Source organism: Rhodococcus sp. A14, assembly GCF_011603105.1.
GTDB classification, from domain to species: Bacteria; Actinomycetota; Actinomycetes; order Mycobacteriales; family Mycobacteriaceae; genus Rhodococcus_F; species Rhodococcus_F opacus.
Map to the genome: position 1 here is coordinate 1 of NZ_JAAOQS010000033.1, position 19,255 is coordinate 19,255.

Annotated in this window: 9 protein-coding genes; 7 read left to right on the forward strand and 2 right to left on the reverse strand. The window is 69.0% G+C overall.

Annotated features, from left to right (window positions below; genetic code table 11):
* Positions 1 to 18: 18 nt before the first annotated feature.
* On the forward strand, positions 19 to 12,138 hold the full coding sequence (locus G9373_RS18870) for an amino acid adenylation domain-containing protein (RefSeq protein ID WP_346842835.1): 12,120 nt from the start codon (positions 19 to 21) through the stop codon (positions 12,136 to 12,138).
* 6 nt (positions 12,139 to 12,144) lie between these two features.
* On the opposite strand, the gene G9373_RS18875 is transcribed toward G9373_RS18870, so the two are convergent.
* A complete protein-coding gene (locus tag G9373_RS18875; protein WP_133986176.1) occupies positions 12,145 to 12,840 on the reverse strand; it encodes a 3'-5' exonuclease in 696 nt (231 codons plus the stop codon).
* 304 nt (positions 12,841 to 13,144) lie between these two features.
* On the opposite strand from G9373_RS18875, the gene G9373_RS18880 reads away from it, so the two are divergent.
* On the forward strand, positions 13,145 to 14,275 hold the full coding sequence (locus tag G9373_RS18880) for a magnesium and cobalt transport protein CorA (protein ID WP_005253068.1): 1,131 nt from the start codon (positions 13,145 to 13,147) through the stop codon (positions 14,273 to 14,275).
* 46 nt (positions 14,276 to 14,321) lie between these two features.
* On the opposite strand, the gene G9373_RS18885 is transcribed toward G9373_RS18880, so the two are convergent.
* Complete coding sequence (locus tag G9373_RS18885) at positions 14,322 to 15,014, reverse strand: hypothetical protein (protein WP_005561959.1); 693 nt, start codon at positions 15,012 to 15,014, stop codon at positions 14,322 to 14,324.
* A gap of 52 nt (positions 15,015 to 15,066) precedes the next feature.
* Here G9373_RS18885 and G9373_RS18890 point away from each other — a divergent pair, with 52 nt between their 5' ends.
* The 5 genes from G9373_RS18890 (at position 15,067) to G9373_RS18910 (ending at position 19,246) form a co-directional block, all read left to right on the forward strand.
* Complete coding sequence (locus G9373_RS18890; protein ID WP_133986177.1) at positions 15,067 to 16,110, forward strand: ATP-dependent DNA ligase; 1,044 nt, start codon at positions 15,067 to 15,069, stop codon at positions 16,108 to 16,110.
* A complete protein-coding gene (locus G9373_RS18895) occupies positions 16,111 to 17,139 on the forward strand; it encodes a DNA polymerase domain-containing protein (RefSeq protein WP_005561963.1) in 1,029 nt (342 codons plus the stop codon).
* Between the two features lie 53 nt (positions 17,140 to 17,192).
* On the forward strand, positions 17,193 to 17,708 hold the full coding sequence (locus tag G9373_RS18900) for a DUF6764 family protein (RefSeq protein ID WP_133986178.1): 516 nt from the start codon (positions 17,193 to 17,195) through the stop codon (positions 17,706 to 17,708).
* A gap of 93 nt (positions 17,709 to 17,801) precedes the next feature.
* Positions 17,802 to 19,007: a serine hydrolase domain-containing protein gene (locus G9373_RS18905; RefSeq protein WP_005253073.1), complete on the forward strand. Its 1,206-nt coding sequence runs from the start codon at positions 17,802 to 17,804 to the stop codon at positions 19,005 to 19,007.
* Between the two features lie 17 nt (positions 19,008 to 19,024).
* Positions 19,025 to 19,246 (forward strand): dodecin, encoded by a 222-nt coding sequence (locus G9373_RS18910; RefSeq protein WP_005253074.1) that lies wholly within the window; start codon positions 19,025 to 19,027, stop codon positions 19,244 to 19,246.
* The last annotated feature ends 9 nt before the right edge of the window (positions 19,247 to 19,255 follow it).

Here is a 19,255-nt window from a genome sequence, read left to right on the forward strand (position 1 = left end):
GTGCGGGAGTGGGCTGCGGTGGCGTTGCCGGGGTTCATGGTGCCGTCGGTGGTGGTGGTGCTGGCGGAGTTGCCGGTGACGGTGAACGGCAAACTCGACCGGAAAGCGCTGCCGAAACCGGAATTCGGCACGCGCACCGTCGGATACCGCGCCCCCACCACACCCGCGGAGGAAGCGATCGCCACCGCCTTCGCCGCCGTCCTCGATGTCGACCGCGTCGGGGCCGACGACAGCTTCTTCGACCTCGGGGGAGACTCGCTCAGTGCCACCCGGGTGGTGGGACGCATCAACAGCGCACTGGACACGACTCTGGGTGTCGCGGCGCTGTTCGACGCACCCGTGGTGTCCGATCTGGCCGTCCGGATCGACTCGGACGTGAGGACGAGTTCCGGCTCCCCGGCACTCACCGCGACGGCGCGGCCCGAGCGGATTCCCCTTTCCGTCGCGCAACAGCGGATGTGGTTCGTCAACCAGTTCGACACCTCCTCACCGGCCTACAACATCCCGGTCGCCCTGCAGTTGGACGGCGTGGTGGACCTGGCTGCGCTACAAGCGGCACTCGGCGACGTCATGGAACGCCACGAGTCGCTGCGGACCGTGTTTCCCGGTTCCGCCGACGGCCCCCGGCAGGTGATCGTCGACTCCACGCTCGCGACCCCCGACCTCGATCCGGTCCCGGTTGCCGAAGGAGCCCTTCACGACTCGCTCACCGCATTCTTCGGCGTGGGATTCGACGTCACCGAGGACCTTCCGATCCGGGTGAGGCTGTGGACACTCACTCCCGAGCGGCACGTCCTCGCCCTCGTCGTGCACCACATCGCGGCCGACGGCTTCTCGATGGCGCCCCTGGCGCGCGACCTGATGCTCGCCTACACCGCCCGCGCACAGCAGCAGGCACCCGGCTGGGCGCCGCTGCCCGTGCAGTACGCCGACTACAGCCTGTGGCAGCGACAGGTACTGGGCACCGAAGACCAGCCCGATTCGGTGATGTCCGGTCAGCTCGGGTACTGGGTCCGGACATTGTCGGGCATCCCGGACGTGCTGCCACTGCCCCTGGACCGGCCCCGACCCGTCCACCGGTCCTTCCTCGGGGCCGTCGTCCCGTTCGACATCCCGCCATCCGTCCACGAAGCTCTGGCCGATCTTGCACGACAGCACAATTCGACGCTGTTCATGGTGGTGCACGCCACGCTGGCCGTGCTGCTGGAGAGGGTGTCGGGATCGGACGACGTGGTGGTGGGAACCGCGGTCGCGGGCCGGGGCCACGCGGCACTCGACGACGTCGTGGGGATGTTCGTCAACACGCTGGTGCTCCGCACACCGGTGGCGCCGGGATCGTCGTTCGCCGACGTGCTCACCGCCGTGCGGTCGGTGGACCTCCGCGCGTTCGAGCACGCAGACCTTCCCTTCGAGCGGCTGGTGGACGAACTCGCACCCGAGCGGTCGACCGCGCACTCGCCCCTGTTCCAGGTGTTGCTCGAATTCCAGAACGCCACCCGCACCCACCTGGAACTGCCCGGGTTGACCGCCCGGTCGCTCGACGTCGATCTGGACGTCGCGAAGTTCGATCTGCAGCTGAGCCTGGTGGAGCGGGTCGACGAGCAGGGCGTGCCTGCCGGGATCAGCGCCGGCCTCCGCTACGCGACCGATGTGTTCGATCGCGCGTCGGTGGAGAGTGTCGCGGAGCGCTTCGTGCGGGTGATCGTGGCCGTGACCACCGACCCGACCGCACCCGTCGGGGACGTCGACATCCTCCACGCGCCCGAACGCGAGCTCCTGCTCACCGCCGCGCATCGGCCGGGGACCGATGTCCCACCGCTGTCGCTCGTGGATGCGTTCGATCGCATGGTGGCATCCGCGGGCGATGCCGTCGCGGTGCGCTGCGACGACGCTTCGGTGACGTACCGCGAGCTCGACGACCGGGCCAACCGGCTCGCGAGACTGCTGGTGGAACAGGGGGCAGCCGCGGAAAACCTGGTGGCGGTGGGGATGACGCGGTCGATCGACCTCGTCGTGGCACTGCTGGCGGTGGTGAAGTCGGGTGCCGGGTACCTTCCGGTGGACGTGGCCTCTCCTGCCGAGCGGTTGGCCTTCCTGCTCGGCGACGCCCGGCCGAAGTGCGTGCTCACCACGACCGCGGACGCCGAGACTTTCCGCGGCGCCGGGGTTCCGGTGGTTGTGGTGGACGATCCCGAGACAGTGACCGCGCTGCAGCGGTTGTCGTCGCTGCCGGTGACCGACACCGACCGCCGTGCTCCGCTGCACCTGGACTCGGTGGCGTACGTGATCTACACGTCCGGTTCCACCGGGCAGCCGAAGGGCGTGCAGGTCTCGCACCGCAACGTGATCACGTTGCTGGCGAACACCCAGACGCTGTTCGGATTCGGACCGGCCGACGTGTGGACCATGTTCCATTCCGCCGCGTTCGACTTCTCGGTGTGGGAAATGTGGGGGGCGCTCGCGCACGGCGGCCGGCTGGTGCTGGTGGACTACTTCACGGCGCGCTCACCCGCGAGGTTCCTCGAACTCCTGCGCGACGAAGCAGTCACGGTCGTGAATCAAACCCCCACCGCCTTCTACCAATTGGCGGAGGCCGATCGTCTCGCCGGTGGTCCCGGCCTGTCGCTGCGGTACGTCATCTTCGGCGGGGAGGCCCTCGAGTTCGGCCAGTTGCGGCGCTGGTACGCACGCCGGGGCGACACCGCGCCGGTCCTGGTCAACATGTACGGCATCACGGAAACCACCGTGCACGTCAGCCACCTACCGATCGCCCGGGACGTCGTCGAGGAGGAGCCCGCCTCCGTGATCGGCCGGGGACTGCCCGGACTGCACGTGTACGTGCTCGACGGACGACTGCATCCGGTGCCGCCGGGCGTGGTCGGGGAGATGTACGTCTCCGGGGCGCAGGTCGCACGTGGCTATCTCGGCCGGCAGGCCCTCACGTCCGGCCGATTCGTCGCCGACCCCTTCACTCCCGGGGCCCGGATGTACCGGTCCGGCGACCTGGGCAGGTGGAACGGGCACGGACAGCTGGAATACCTCGGCCGCAACGACCTCCAGGTGCAGGTCAAGGGCTACCGGATCGAACTCGGTGAGGTGGAGTCGGCGCTGCTCGCGTGCGAGGGGGTGGCGCAGTCTGCGGTGACGGCACGCGGGGACCGGTTGGTGGGGTACGTGGTGCCGGAGACCGGTGTCGCGATCGACCCGGCGGCGATCATCGATACGGCCGCCGAGCGATTGGCGTCGCATATGGTGCCGGCCGCCGTGGTGGTTCTCGACGAGATGCCGCGGACGGTGAACGGCAAACTCGATCGGAAAGCTCTGCCCGAACCGGACTTCGGACAGCGAGTGACCGTGGGCCGCGGTCCGGTCACCGAGACGGAACGGACCCTCGTGGAGCTGTTCGCGGAGGTCCTCGGCCTCGACTCGGTGGGGGTCGACGACTCGTTCTTCGCCCTCGGCGGGGATTCGATCATGTCCATCCAGCTGGTCACCCGCGCCAAGGCCGCCGGGATACTGATCTCGCCGCGCGAGGTGTTCGAGCGCAAAACCGTTGCCGGGCTGGCCGCGGCGGCCGGAACGGATGACGGGACGGTGGTTCTCGACGAGCTGCCCGGGGCCGGGATCGGCGAGATTCCGCTGACTCCGATCGTGCGGTGGATGCTCGCCCGGGGTGGGGATTTCCGCCGCTACTCGCAGTCCGCTCTGTTCACGCTGCCCGCCTCGGTGGACGACGACACCCTGACGGCGGCGCTGCAGGCCGTGCTGGATCGGCACGACCTGTTGCGGGCGCGGTTGTACCGCACGTCCCGCACCGAAGAGGGCTGGTCGATGGAGGTGCAGGCCGAAGGATCGGTGCGGGCGGCGAGCGTTCTCCGCCGGGGCCGGGTGGACGATGTCGGCGCCGAACTCGACAGTGCCCTCGATCGGCTCGACCCGGAGTCGGGCGTGATGCTGCAGGCGGTCTGGCTGGACGGCGGCGACCATCCGAGTCGCGTGTTGATCGTCGTCCATCATCTGGCGATGGACGGTGTGTCCTGGCGGATCCTGATCCCCGACCTCGCCGCGGTGTGCGCGCAACTGCAGTCCGGCGCGGAACCGGCGCTCGAGCCACCGGGAACGTCGATGCGCCGGTGGGCACACGCACTCGCCGACGCCGCGCGTGAACCCCAGCGCACCGCCGAGGTCGAACTGTGGCGGGGAATGCTGAACGCGCCCGACCCGCTGCTGGGGTCGCGCCCGGTGACCGTGTCGGACACCGCTGCGACCGCCGCGCACTTCGCGGTACGAGTTTCTGCCCCGTTGACCGAGACCCTCCTGACAACCGTGCCGCGGGCCTTCCACGCCGGTGTGGGAGATGCGCTGCTGACGGCACTGACCATGGCGCTGACGAGTTGGCGGCGACGCCGCGGGATCGAACTCCCCGGCGCGCTGGTGGGTCTCGAGGGACACGGTCGAGAGGAGCACGTGGTGCCGGGCGCGGATCTCGCGCGCACGATCGGCTGGTTCACCACCCTCTTCCCGGTGCGACTCGATCTGAGCGGGGTGGACCTCGACGACGCGTTCGCCGCGGGCCCGTCCGCGGGGGTCGCGCTCAAGTCCGTGAAGGAGCAACTCCTCGCCGTTCCCGACCACGGCATCGGTTTCGGACTACTCCGGTACCTGAACGACGAGACGGCGCACGTTCTTTCACCGCTGCCGACGCCTCAGGTCAGCTTCAACTACCTCGGCAGAATGGGCCGGACCGCCACGGAGACCGACGAGGGGTGGGTGCCGGTCGAGGAACCCGGACTGCGCGAGAAGTCGGCGGTGCCCGTCGCGGCCGTCGTCGACGTCAACGCGATGACCGTCGACTCGGGCGACGGCCCCCAGCTGAACTCCACGTGGACCTACCCTCCGGGCGTCCTCACCCACGAGGAGGTCGAGGAACTCGCGCAGCTATGGCTGCAGGCGCTCGCTGCTCTCGGCACGCATACGGAGTCGGGTGGCGGTGGGTTCACGCCGTCGGATCTCGATCTCGTCGAACTTCGACAGGATGCGATCGAGGACCTCGAACACATCTGTCCGGACCTGACGGACGTGTGGCCGCTGTCGCCCCTGCAGTCCGGCATGCTCTTCCACTCCGAACTCGCCGACGACTCCCTCGACGCCTACCTGGTGCAGGTGAGCCTCGAACTCGAGGGCGCCGTGGATCCGCATCGACTGCGCCGCGCGGCCGACGCCCTGCTGGACCGGCACGCCAATCTGCGCGCCTGCTTCCGGCACGACGCCGACGGCAACGCAGTTCAGGTGATCCGTCGAAGGGTGGAGGCGCCCTGGCGCGAGGTCGATCTCACGGCTCTCGACGAGGACGCTGCGGCGTCCGAGGTCGCGCGACTACTGGCCGAGGACCGGGGTCGCCCGTTCGACCTGACGCGTGCCCCGCTGATCCGGTTCCTGTTGATCGCTACCGCGCCGAACCGCTACCGGCTGGTGTCGACGAACCACCACATCCTCCTCGACGGCTGGTCGATGCCGCTGCTGGTCCGGGAGTTGCTGACGCTGTACGCCACCGACGGGGACCCGTCGCCGCTGCCCCGCGTTCGCGGGTACCGCGACTACCTGGGGTGGATGAGCCGCCGAGATCAGGGCGCCTCCCGTGAGGTGTGGGCTCGGGCCCTCGCCGGGGTGGACGGACCGACGTTGCTGGCCCACTCGGACCGGGGACGGCGGTTGTCCACGATGTCCGACGAGTTCGTCTTCGACCTGGACGAGGACCACACCACCCGCCTGCGCGACGTCGCGCGTTCGCGGGGACTGACCGTCAACACGCTCGTTCAGGTCTCCTGGGGGATTGTGCTGGGTACGTTGACCGCCCGAGACGACGTGCTGTTCGGCGCCACCGTCTCGGGGCGGCCCCCCGAGTTGACCGGCATCGAGACGATGGTCGGACTGTTCATCAACACACTGCCCGTCCGGGTGAGGCTGCGCCCCGACGACACGGTGGGCGCCCTGCTGGAACGGGTGCAGGCCGAGCAGGCGGCGTTGCTGGATCACCACCACCTCGGGCTGGCCGAAATCCAGAGTGCCGCCGGACCGGAGGTCGGATTCGACACGTTGACGGTGTTCGAGTCGTACCCCGTCGACCGCGCCGGGCTCTCCACCGAGACCGACATCGCCGGAATGCGCGTCGCCGGAGTGGACGCGCGAGATGCGGCCCACTATCCGTTGAGTCTCGTGGCATCCGCCGACGCTCGTCTGCGCCTGAAGTTCGAGTACCTCCCGGACGTCTTCGACGCGGACACCATCGACGACATCGCCGGACGCGTGCTGCGAGTGCTCGACGCGTGCGCTCGTCCGGACCAGCCGCTGGCCGCGCTGTCGCTGCTGACCGACCGGGAGCGCGCCGATCTGGTGCCGGTCCGCGGCGGTCCGGGCGGGTCGACCCGCACGCTGCCGCAGATCCTCGAAGAGGGGGCCGCGCTCGATCCGGGGGCGATCGCACTGTCCTCCGAGGACGGCGACGTGAGCTACGGCGACCTGGACGAGCGGTCGAATCGCCTGGCGCGCGCACTCATCGCGCGGGGGGCGGGCCCGGAGACGTTCGTGGCCATCGGGATACCGCGGTCCCTCGACTCAGTGCTGTCGGTGTGGGCGGTGGCGAAGACCGGTGCGGCGTTCGTGCCGATCGATCCGAACTACCCCGACGAGCGCATCACGCACATGCTCGTCGATTCCGGAGTCACTCTCGGCGTGACCACGACCGAACACCGAGACCGGCTCCCGGGCACCGCACACTGGCTGGGCCTGGACGAACCCGGCTTCGCGGCCGAGTGCGCCGAGCGCCCGGCGGCAGCCGTGACCGATGTCGACCGGAACGGTCCGATCACGCTGGACACCGCCGTGTACGCCGTGTACACGTCGGGGTCCACGGGTGTGCCCAAGGGTGTGGTGGTCACCCATCGCGGACTGGACAACTTCGCTCTCGACCAGCTCGAACGTTTCGGTGCGACACCGCAGTCCCGGACTCTGCACTTCTCCACACCGAGTTTCGACGGGTCGGTGTTCGAGTACCTGCAGGCCTTCGGTGCCGGCGCGACGATGGTGATCGCGCCGCCCACCGTGTTCGGCGGCGACGAACTCGCGCGGCTTCTGGCCGACCGGAGCGTGACCCACGCCTTCATCACCACCGCTGCGTTGGCGTCACTCGATCCGGTCGGGCTGGCGCAGCTCACGGACCTGGTGTTCGGCGGCGAGGCCTGCCCGCCCGAACTCGTCGCCCGTTGGGCGCCGGGCCGCCGGCTGTACAACGCGTACGGGCCGACCGAGACGACGATCATGTCCAACATCAGCGAGCCGATGGTCCCCGGGCACCCGATCACCATCGGCGGGCCGATCCGCGGGGTGACGGAACTGGTGCTCGACTCCCGGCTGCAACCGGTCCCCGTGGGGGTTCCGGGCGAGTTGTATCTCGCCGGGGCCGGTCTGGCCCGCGGCTACCACCGCCGACCGGCACTCACCGCCGAGCGGTTCGTCGCCGACCCCGTCCGTCCCGGGGAGAGGATGTATCGCACCGGTGACATCGTGCGGTGGACGGCAGACCACAGCATCGAGTACGTGGGCCGCACCGACTTCCAGGTGAAGGTGCGCGGTTTCCGCATCGAACTCGGCGAGATCGACTCCACCCTCATGTCGGAACCGGACGTCGGATTCGCCGCCACTCTCGCGCATCGCGGTCCTGCGGGAGACACCCTGCTGGTGTCGTACGTCGTTCCGACGTCGGGTCGCTCCCTCGACACGGCGGTACTCACCCGGCACCTGGCGGACCGCCTGCCGTCCCACATGGTGCCCACCTCGATCACCGTTCTGGATCGCATTCCACTGACGGCGGTCGGCAAGCTGGACCGCACGGCACTGCCCGAGCCCGACCTGCTCTCCGGGACGGGGCACGACCGGGTGCCGATCGGTCCGATCGAGGAAACGGTGGCCGGAGTCTTCGCGGACGTACTCGGGCTGGGGCGTGTCGGCGCCGACGCCGGCTTCTTCGACATCGGCGGAAACTCCCTGAGCGCCACCCGGGTGATGGCGCGGCTGCGAGCGCTGCTCGGCACCGAGTGCGGGGTGCGTGATCTGTTCGAGGCGCCCACGGTCGCCGCGCTGGCGGCACGGATCGAGCACGCCGGTGCAGAGCCGTCCGGACGACCGGTGCTCGCGGCCCGCACCCGGCCCGAGGACATTCCGCTGTCGTTCGCGCAGCAGCGAATGTGGTTCGTCAACCAGCTCGACACCACCTCGGCCGCCTACAACATCCCGATCGTGGTGACACTCAGCGGGGACCTCGATGTGGGAGCACTGAATTCGGCGCTCACCGATGTCGTCGCCCGGCACGAGTCGCTGCGCACGATGTTCCCGGTCCGCGGCGACTGGCCGGTTCAGCAGATCCTGCCCGCTGCGGGTGCGGTGCCCGCGCTGATCCCCGTCACCGTCTCGGACGAGCAGCTGCGGGAGGAAGTGACCCGGCTCGTCTCGGCGGGTTTCGATGTCACCGTGAGGCTTCCGCTGCGGGTCGGGCTGTATTCACTGAACGCTACCGAGCACGTACTCGCCGTGGTGGTGCACCACATCTCGGCAGACGGGTTCTCGATGGTCCCGCTGGTGCGCGACGTGATGACGGCGTACGGCGCCCGCGTCTCCGGCGGCGCGCCCGACTGGGCGCCCCTGCCGGTGCAGTACGCCGATTACGCCCTGTGGCAACGGGAATCGCTGGGTTCGGACGACGACCCCCGGTCGCTGATATCGCGGCAACTCGACTACTGGACGATCGCGCTGGCCGGCGCCCCCGATCTCCTGGAACTCCCCACCGATCGGGATCGGCCGTCCCAGCAGTCCTTCCGCGGCGAGCGCATCCACTTCTCCGTCGACAGCGACCTTCACCGTCGCATCCGGGAGTTGTCGCGACGGCTCGGCTCCACCGAATTCATGACCGTGCACGCCGCCCTCGCGGTGTTGCTCAGCCGCCTCGGTGGAACTCCGGACGTCGCCGTCGGCACCCCGATCGCCGGCCGGGGAGAGCCCGCACTCGACGATCTGGTGGGCATGTTCGTGGGCACGCTCGCCCTGCGCACGCAGGTGGATGCGGCCGAGTCGTTCACCGCCCTTGCCGCGCACTGTCGCGACGTCGACCTCGGCGCCTTCGCGCATGCCGACGTTCCGTTCGAGCGGGTGGTGGAGGCGGTCGGGCCGACCCGATCGACGGCGTATGCGCCGCTCGTCCAGGTGTCGCTGGAATTCCAGAACAACGAGCGACCGGCCCTGACACTGCCGGGACTGGAAGTCCGTGGAATCGATCCCGGGCTCGCCGTGGTCAAGGTGGATCTCGAATTCCTCCTGGCGGAAGAGTTCGACGCGAACGGTGCGCCCGCGGGGATGAACGGCGCCGTCGACTTCGCCACCGATCTCTTCGACCCCGACACGGTCCGTGGCTTCGCCGACCGCTTCGTGCGGATCCTCGACGCCGTCACCGTGAACCCCGACCGGCCGATCGGCGACCTCCCCCTCCTCGACGAGGCGGAGCTGCGGGCGATGGTCCCTGCCCGCGGCGCGCCGGAGGTGCGCCCCGAGCTGTGGCCCGACCTGCTGACGGCCGCCGCCGCGCTCGACCCGGACTCGGTGGCCCTGTCCCTCGAGGACCGGCGCGTGACCTACCGCCAACTCGACGAGTGGTCCAACCGGGTGGCCCGGGTTCTCCGCGACCGAGGGGTGGGACCGGAGACGTTCGTGGCTGTCGGCATGCCCCGGTCGATCGAGTCGGTGATCTCGATCTGGTCGATCACCAAGGCGGGCGCGGCGCTCGTACCCGTCGACCCCACCTACCCGCGCGACCGTATCGAATACATGCTCACCGATTGCCGGGCCGCGCTCGGCCTCACCGTGAGGAGTCGCCGGAGCACCCTGCCCGACACCGTTCCGTGGCTGGTCCTCGACGACGAGGACTTCGCCGCGCAGGCGGCGGACGTGTCGCCGGCACCGATCACCGACGAGGAGCGGACGAGGCCGCTGCACCTCGCCCACCCGGCCTATCTCATCTACACGTCGGGGTCGACCGGAAGACCGAAGGGCGTGACCGTCACCCACCGGGGCATGGCCGATTTCACCGCGGAGACCCACGAATGGTTCCAGGTCACGCACGAGTCCCGGGTCTCGCAGTTGGCGTCCCCGAGCTTCGACGCGTCGGTGTTCGAGCTGATGATGGCGTTCAGTGCGTCGGCGCGCGTCGTGATCGTGCCGCCTGCCGTCATCGGGGGCAGCGACCTGGCGGATCTGTTCCGTCGCGAGCAGGTGACCCATGCGACCATCACGCCGACCGCGCTGGCGGCCCTCGACAACGACGGACTCGATTCGCTCCGGGTCCTGGATCTGGTGGGCGAGGCGTGCCCGCCGGAAGTGGTGGCGCGGTGGGCGCCGGGGCGGAGCCTGCACAGCGGATACGGGCCCACGGAGACCACGATTCAGGCGAGCGTCAGCGCCGCGATGCGACCCGGTGAGGGCGTGAACATCGGGTCTCCCGCACGGGGTTTCGCGTTCCTGGTCCTCGACGAGAGACTGCAGCCGGTCCCGGTCGGCGTACCGGGCGAGTTGTACATCGCCGGACCGGGTATGGCACGCGGGTACCACAACCGGTCGGCGCTCACCGCGGAACGATTCGTCGCCTGCAATTTCGGGGAACCGGGCACCCGGATGTACCGGACCGGCGACGTGGTGCGCTGGCGGAAGACGGCAAGCGCACTCGAGTACATCGGCCGCAGCGACTTCCAGGTGAAGGTCCGTGGTTTCCGCATCGAACTCGGGGAGATCGACGCCGTGCTCGCCCGGCACCCGGCGGTTGCCTTCGCCGCCACCATCGGCCACACCGGCCCGTCCGGTGACACCGTGCTCGCCTCGTACGTGCGGGTTCAGGACGGGCAGGAGGTGGAGCCCGCGGGGCTGCGCACCTACGCGTCCGAGCGCCTGCCCACCCACATGGTGCCGTCCGCGGTGGTCGTTCTCGATCGGATTCCGACGACCCCGGTGGGCAAGCTCGACCGGAAGGCGTTGCCCGCCCCGGAATTCGGCTCGGCCGGTGCGGCGTTCCGGGCACCGGCCACGGACAACGAGCGCATCGTCGTGGACGCCTTCGCGGAGGTACTCGGAGTGGACCGGGTGGGCACCGCGGACAGCTTCTTCGATCTCGGTGGAAATTCGCTCCTCGCCACCAGGATCGTCAGCGCACTGCAGGCGGCGTTGGATCGGAGGGTTCCGCTGCAGTGGATGTTCCTCGACCCGACACCGGCGGGAATCGCCCGCCGCCTCGACCTTCCACACCGGAGCGCCGGTATGGAAGAGGCACTCGCCGTGGTGATTCCGCTGCGTGCGCAGGGAAGCGGGCGACCGCTGTTCTGCGTGCATCCGGGCATCGGTCTGTCCTGGGGGTACGCAGGTCTGGTGCAGTATCTCCCTCCCGACCGGCCGGCATACGGACTGCAGCTGCCCACGATCAGCGGTGACGGCGACTACCGGACGATCGAGCAACTGGCCCACCGATACGTCGAGGAGATGCAGGCCATCCAGCCCACCGGACCGTACGACCTGCTCGGCTGGTCCCTCGGCGGGGTCATCGCGCACGCCATGGCCGTCGAACTGCAGAGGGCCGGCGAAGAGGTAGCGACACTCGCCGTCATGGACAGCTACCCCGTGGGCGGCGAGGACCCGCTGGTCGGCAGGCTGGAGATCCGGGACCTCCTGCGCGGGCTGGGACTCCAGACCGAGGGCGACGGTGAGATGACCTACGAGCACGCGGCCCGGTTGATCGACGAGTCGTTCGGGACCGAGACCGGAGTGCGCGGGCACGACCTCGAACGGATCACCGCGGGATACGAGAATTCGCGGTGGCTCGCCCACCACTTCGTGCCGCGGGTCTACGACGGGGACCTGCTCATCTTCCCCGCCAGCCGCGACGGGAACGGCGCGACCCGTGCGCGGTCGGCGGACGAGTGGCGGCCGCTCGTGACCGGCCGGATCGACGAGCGGCCCGTGGACTGCGGGCACAACGAGATGATCGAGCCGCAGTCCCTCGCCGTCATCGGGCCGGTCCTGTCGCGCGCGCTCGCCGAACGGCCGTGAATCGGATCAGGCGATGCGGAACTGTGCGAGACCGCGAATCGGCCACTCACCGTTGACATCCGATGCGTCCCGGCCCTGCCGGACGAGGTAGTCGGCGAAGTCGCGTTGCCGTTCCGCGTGCCAGCCGGCCTGATGGCTCATGATGTCCAGAGCCCGCAGATTCGGGTACTCCTGCGCGAGCGTCCGGGCGAGGTGTGCGGCGGCGATCGCGTCGGCCTCGGCCTCGTGGGCGTCCTCCAGCGCGATGCCGTAGTGCTCGCACACCGCGCCGAGAGTGCGCCTGCCCTTCCGGTACCGATCCATCTCGCGGTCGATGACGTACGGGTCGACCACGATGCCGGTGACGAGTTCGGTCAGCCCGAGGCGCAGACCCTCGGTGTGCATGACGGTCAGGTCGTAGGAGGCGTTGAACGCGACGACGGCATGGTCGCGGGTCCACGCGTCGTGCAGAGCCTCGCGGATCTCGCCGTACCCGGTGGCGTAGTCCTGTCCGTGAGCCCGGGCGTACTCCGTGGAGATTCCGTGCACGTCCGAGGCGCCCTGCGGGATGGGAACCTCCGGGTCGAGCAGCCAGGTTCGCGACTCGAAGTGGTGAGCGTCGACGACGGCGATGCACGCGGAGACGATGCGGGCGTCGGTGGGGTCGGGTCCCGTCGTCTCCAGGTCGAACGCGCAGATCGGTCTGTCCGACCAGCTGGTCATGAGGGCCTCTCGGTGGTGATTCGTTGCCCGCCCAGTATCTGCCGCGGCAGGCGCCGGATCCGGGACCGACACGGCGGGGATCCCAGGTTGTCGTGGCCGGTCGGCGGGGGTATCGTGTCCCCCGGTCTGCAGTTCGCCGAGGTCGTGAACTGCCTTTTCGAGAGAGCAAGGAGGTGTGGCATCCGATGAGAAGCCAACCTCCGAGTACCAACTGAAACCGTTCCACCGGTAGGTGCGCGGTTTCACGGTCCGTGTTCCTCAGCGCCGTTCCGCGCTGCCCACTTTCCCTCGAAAGCCCCGTGTCATGCCTCAGCTGCGTCCGATCCGTTCCCTCCTCCCCAGCCGCTCCGCCGGTCTGTCCGACGCCGACGCCGGTCACGCGGTGACCCGCCGGCCCGTCGAACCGACGCCTGCGGAGGAAACTGTGGTCAACAGCGCCGTCTACCGCGACGGCCGGAAGACGGCCACCCCGGCCACGCTGTCGGAGGCACTCGCGAGCCTGCCCGACGCGTCGTCGATGGCGTGGATCGGGATGTACCGGCCGAACGACGCCCAGTTGTATGCGGCAGCAAAGCAATTCGACCTGCATGAGCTGGCTGTCGAAGACGCGATCGTCGCCCACCAGCGGCCCAAGCTGGAGCGGTACGGCAAGACGCTGTTCGTGGTCCTGCGCGCCGCGCGCTACTGCGACGAAACCGAGCGCGTCGAATTCGGTGAGCTGCACGTCTTCTGCGGTCCGACGTTCGTGCTCACCGTCCGGCACAGCGAATCCCCCGACCTGTCGGCGGTCCGCCGGCGGATGGAGAGCAACCCGGACCTGCTCCGCCTCGGACCCGAGGCGGTTCTCTACGCCATCCTCGACGCCGTGGTCGACGGGTACGCGCCGGTGGTCGCCGGACTGCAGAACGACATCGACGAGATCGAGACCGAGGTGTTCAGCGGAGCGCCGGGCGTGTCGCGGCGCATCTACGAACTCACCCGCGAGGTCATCGAATTCCAGAGGGCCACAAGGCCGCTGCTCGGGATGCTGCGCGGGTTGTCGGCGGGATTCGAGAAGTACAACACCGACGAGGAGCTGCAGCGTTATCTGCGTGACGTCACCGACCACGCGACGGTCGTCGTGGAGCGGGCCGACGGCTTCCGTCAGCTGCTCGGGAACATCCTCACCGTCAACGCCACCCTGGTGTCGCAGGAGCAGAACGAGGAGATGCGCAACCTGACCCAGGCCAGCTATGCGCAGAACGAGGAGATCAAGAAGGTGTCGGCGTGGGCGGCGATCCTGTTCGCGCCCACCCTGATCGGGACGGTCTACGGCATGAACTTCGACCACATGCCCGAACTGCACTGGGTCGGTGGGTATCCGTTCGCCCTGTCTCTGATGATGCTCACCTGCGCCGGGCTGTACACGATCTTCAAACGCCGCGGCTGGTTGTGAGCGAGGCCGGCTGCGGGCAGTGCCCGCAGCCGGCCGGCGCCTGCTGTCAGAGTTCGTCGACGCAGACGACGAACTTGCGCTCGGGGTATTCGTATCCGTTGGACGACGTGCTGCACGAGTCCACGGACGTTGCGCCCTGCACGATCTCCGTCACCTTGACGCCGTCGACGGCCGCGGTGTCGCCGCAGTCGATGCGCGCGGGATCCTCGCCGCCGACGTCCATGCAACCGCCGACGACCCAGTCGACGTCGAGGCAGATCGCGCCCTGCTCGATGCCGCCGAGGGTTTCGTAGTAGTACGAGTCGGCGTCGCTGATGCACTGGCTGTTCTTCGCGGCCTTGGCGATCACCTTGTAGTTCGAATCGGCGCTGCCGCACACCGCCTTGTCGATCTCGGCGTCGGAGACGGTGCCGCCGAGCTTCACGCATTCACCGATCGCGACCTCGAAGTCGACGTCGCCGCCGGCGTCCTCGCCTTCCTGCCCGTCGATCACGGTGGTCGATTCGCTGGACGAGGTGGCCGCGGAGGCACCCGACTCCGGCACCGCGGTGGGCGTCGTGTCCGAACCGCACCCGGCCACCAGAACTGCCGTCGCCGACAATGCGACGACTGCGGTACACACCCGCCGAACTAACCCTGTCATGTCTGACCCCTCCGTCAGGTGACCGTCCGCCACCCGTTCCTCCGAGATGACCGTTGCCACCTCGATCGTGTCCACCGCGATTGCCGTGTCGCGCATTATTTGATTACATCGCTGTTCGATTTGCCAATCGTGGTGACAGTATGGACGGGTGGATCTCCCCGTGATGCCTCCGTTACAGCCGATGCTCGCGAAGGCTGCGTCGTCCGTTCCGGCGCAACCGGAGTCCGGGCTCGCCTGGTCCTACGAACCGAAATGGGACGGTTTCCGCACACTCGTCTTCCGCGACGGCGACGAGGTGGTGCTCGGGTCCCGCGGCGGAAAGGATCTGGCCAGGTACTTTCCCGAACTAGTCCGGGCGGTGAAGGACGAACTGCCCGAGCGGTGCGTGGTGGACGGCGAACTCGTCGTCCCGCGCAGCATCGACGGCCACACCCGGCTCGACTGGGAGTCGTTGTCGGAGCGCATTCATCCGGCCGAGAGCCGGGTGGCGATGCTGTCGGAGAAGACGCCGGCCCAGTTCGTCGCGTTCGATCTGCTCGCGCTGGGCGACCGCGACCTCAGCCGGGAGGACTTCTCCGTACGTCGCGCGCAGCTCGTCGACACCATCGGCGGTGGACCCAGCTGCCACGTCACCGCGGCCACCGAATCCAGTGCGACGGCCATCGAGTGGTTCGAGGCGTTCGAGGGGGCCGGCCTCGACGGGGTGGTGGCGAAGAAGCTGGTGGGCCCGTACCTGCCGAACAAGCGGGAAATGGTGAAGGTGAAGCACGCCCGCACCGCCGACTGCGTCGTCATCGGCTACCGGCCGCACAAGAGTCAGCCGGGGATCGGGTCGATGCTGCTCGGACTGTACGACGGCGACCAGATGGCGATGGTCGGCGGCGCGTCGGCGTTCACGGCGGCGCGGCGGATCGAACTGCTCGCCGAACTCGACGAGCTGCGCGTCGGAGACGACGTCGTCGCGGACGGGGCGCCGACGCGGTGGCAGTCGGGTAACGACCGAACCTGGGTGCCGCTGCGCCCCGAACGCGTCGTCGAGGTGGCGTACGACCAGATGGAGGGTGCCCGGTTCCGGCACGCCGCGCGGTTCCTGCGCTGGCGCCCGGACCGGACGCCCGACGAGTGCACGTTCCAACAATTGGAGGTCCCGGTGCGATACGACCTTGCCGACGTCCTGGCCGGAGGTTCCTAGATGGCGAGTCCTGCCGAAGAACTCGACGTCGACGGCATCGCCGTGCGGCTGTCGAATCCCGACAAGATCTACTACCCGAAACTCGGTGCCGAGGGCGGCACGAAACGGCACCTGGTGGAGTACTACCGGACCGTGGCGCTGAACGGTGCGCTGCTGACCGCCCTGTTCGATCGGCCGACGCATCTGCAACGGTTCCCGGACGGGATCGAGGGCGAGGAGATCTACCAGAAGCGGGTTCCCGCGAAGCGCCCCGATCACGTCGACTCGTGCGAGGTCACGTTCCCCTCCGGCCGCAAGGCCGACGTGCTCTGCGTGCGCAGCGCCGCGAACATCGTGTGGGCGGCGAACCTCGGCAACATCACGTTCCACCCGTGGGCGGTCCGGTGCCCCGACGTCGATCACCCCGACGAACTGCGCATCGACCTGGACCCGCAGCCGGGGACCGGATTCGACGACGCCCGGGCGGTCGCGCTGGACGTGCTCCGGCCGCTGCTGGACGAACTCGGTCTCGTCGGCTACCCCAAGACGTCGGGGGGCCGCGGGCTGCACGTGTATCTCCGCATCGAGCCGCGCTGGGATTTCATCGAGGTGCGGCGCGCGGGCATCGCCCTCGCACGGGAGATCGAGCGGCGCAGCGGCGACCGGGCCACCACGTCCTGGTGGAAGGAGGAACGCGGCGAACGCATCTTCCTCGACTTCAACCAGAACGCCAGGGACAAGACCATCGCGTCCGCCTACTCGGCCCGCAAGACGCCGATCGCGACCGTGTCGACGCCGGTCACCTGGGAGGAACTCGTCGACGTCGACCCCGACGACTTCACCATCGCGACCGTGCCCGCGCTGCTCGAGAAGCGCGGCGATCCCATGGCGACCATGGGCGACGTGGCGCAATCGCTGGACGTGCTGCTGGAGATGGCCGAACGGGACGCAGCGAACGGTCTCGGCGATCTGCCGTACCCACCCAATTACCCCAAGATGCCGGGGGAACCCAAGCGGGTACAACCGAGTCGGGACCGAGACCGCAAATAGCCGGCGCTCACGTAGGCTCGGGACGGTCGGGTCGGGAACAATGTGAGGTCGCCATGGAACGTACGACAGTCGGTACTGCCGGACTCGCCCTCGGTGTCGTCGCGACGGCACTCGGGGCCCTGATGATCGCGCCGGCCACCGCGTCGGCCGTCTCCCTCTCCTGTGTGTCACCACCCGGCCGGGGCGACACCACGATCGTCGACCGCACCGCGTGCGGTGCCAATGCCGATACGAGCAGCAATTCGGCGGCGTTCGGCACGGACGGTGTCGGTTTCGCCGACGCAGCCCACGCGGGCGCGGCGCTCGGCGCGGGGCTGGGCGGCGGTGTGGGTGCGGCCGAGGCACGTCGTGGCGCCGTCGCCGCCGTGGCGGTCGGGCCCGAGAGCGTCGCCATCGGAACGGTCGACAGTGCCGGTCCCGCCCTGGTGCTGAGCGGTCCGGGCGGGCAGGCGCTCGTCGCGGATCCGGCCAAGGGCGTGGTGTGCGCCGCTGGACCGTCGCTCGCGATCAATTTCCTTGCAGGTCAAGCGTGTCTGAGTGACGGCATAACAGTGTGGCGGCTTCCCTGAACGGCACCCCGGTCCGCGTCGTATGGTGACGGTAGTCACAATGGGCTGACGCAACTGCCGTAGGAAATACGGCAGCGAGATCGGAGGTGGTCGATGACGACCAGCGTTCGAGTTCCCCGGCCCGCGTCCGTGCCACGGACGGAGCTGCACGTCGATCCGCGGTTCCTGCCGCTCGCCGACCGGTTCTTCGCGATGTACCGGCAACCTCAGCACGGCGGCGGGGCGCTCACCGCGTACTTCCGGGGTGAGAAAGTCCTCGACATCTGGGCGGGCTGGGCCGACCGCGACCGCCGCTGGGACCGCGACACCGTCGCCCTGTCGTTCTCCACGGGAAAGGGCGTGGCCAGCACGGTCGTCCACCGGCTCGCCGAACGCCGGCTGATCGACTACGACGCGCCCGTCGCGCGCTACTGGCCCGAGTTCGGCGCGGCAGGCAAGGACGACATCACGGTCCGCGAACTCCTCACCCACCGGGCCGGACTGCACAAGGTCCGGGGTCTGATGCGGAGCCCGCTCGATCTCCTCGACTACGACGCCGTCGTCGGGGCTCTCGCGGCCACCCCGGCGGATCCGCGCAGGCTGCGCGGCCCCGGGTATCACGCCGTCACCTACGGGTGGCTGGTGGCCGAACTGATCGCACGCGTCACCGGAAAGCCGTTCGTCCAGGTCGTGCAGGATGAAATCGCAGGCCCGCTCGGCGTCGACGACTTCTGGTATCAGGTTCCCGGACAGCACCGTCCGCGGATCGCGAAGCTGTTTCCGCACATCAACCCGGCCGGACTCAACTGGGAGCTCACGTCGAACGTGCTCTCGCTCGTCGGCCCCACCCGCGGACTCGCCGAGGCGGCGATGCCCCGGGGATTCGACGTGCTGGTCCGGAACCCCGCGGTGCACGACGCGGTGATGCCCGGCTGGAACGGCGTGTTCAGCGCGCGGGCGCTCGCGCGCATGTACGGCGCCATCGCCAACGGCGGCAGGCTGGACGGACACCGGTTCCTGCGCAAGTCCACCATCGCGCAGATGTCGCAGGTGCAGACCTACGACCGGGACTACGTTCTCGGTATCCGGCCGCAGTGGTCCCTCGGCTACCACCGGCCGATCCTCGCGTCCCGGGAACAACCACGGAACGCGATCGGGCACTACGGTGTCGGCGGGTCCGGCGCCTACGCGGACCTCGACAGCGGACTGTCCCTCGGCTTCGTCACCAATCGGCTCGGCAGTTCCCTCACGGCTCTCGGTGATCTTCGTCTGGCCAGGCTCGGTGTCGAGGCGCAGGCGATCGTCCGGAACGGCAAGTAACCACGAAAGGAATCCTGATGAGTGATCACGTGTACCGAGTTGTCGAGGTCGTCGGTTCGTCGAGCGACAGCACCGATGCGGCCATCGAGAACGCCATCGCGCGGACCAACGAGACCGTGCGCAACGTCGAGTGGTTCGAGGTCGTCGAGACCCGGGGCCACGTCGAGAACGGCGCGATCGCGCACTACCAGGTCACGGTCAAGGTCGGATTCCGTGTGGAGCCGGGCGACGCGGTCTGACACAGCGGA

Bases quoted from the DNA above. Each gene is read 5' to 3' on its own strand.
- G9373_RS18875 (WP_133986176.1), bottom strand. From the start codon at position 12,840: ATGACCAGCTGGTCGGACAGACCGATCTGCGCGTTCGACCTGGAGACG.
- G9373_RS18880 (WP_005253068.1), top strand. From the start codon at position 13,145: ATGCCTCAGCTGCGTCCGATCCGTTCCCTCCTCCCCAGCCGCTCCGCC.
- G9373_RS18885 (WP_005561959.1), bottom strand. From the start codon at position 15,014: ATGCGCGACACGGCAATCGCGGTGGACACGATCGAGGTGGCAACGGTC.
- G9373_RS18895 (WP_005561963.1), top strand. From the start codon at position 16,111: ATGGCGAGTCCTGCCGAAGAACTCGACGTCGACGGCATCGCCGTGCGG.
- G9373_RS18900 (WP_133986178.1), top strand. From the start codon at position 17,193: ATGGAACGTACGACAGTCGGTACTGCCGGACTCGCCCTCGGTGTCGTC.
- G9373_RS18905 (WP_005253073.1), top strand. From the start codon at position 17,802: ATGACGACCAGCGTTCGAGTTCCCCGGCCCGCGTCCGTGCCACGGACG.
- G9373_RS18910 (WP_005253074.1), top strand. From the start codon at position 19,025: ATGAGTGATCACGTGTACCGAGTTGTCGAGGTCGTCGGTTCGTCGAGC.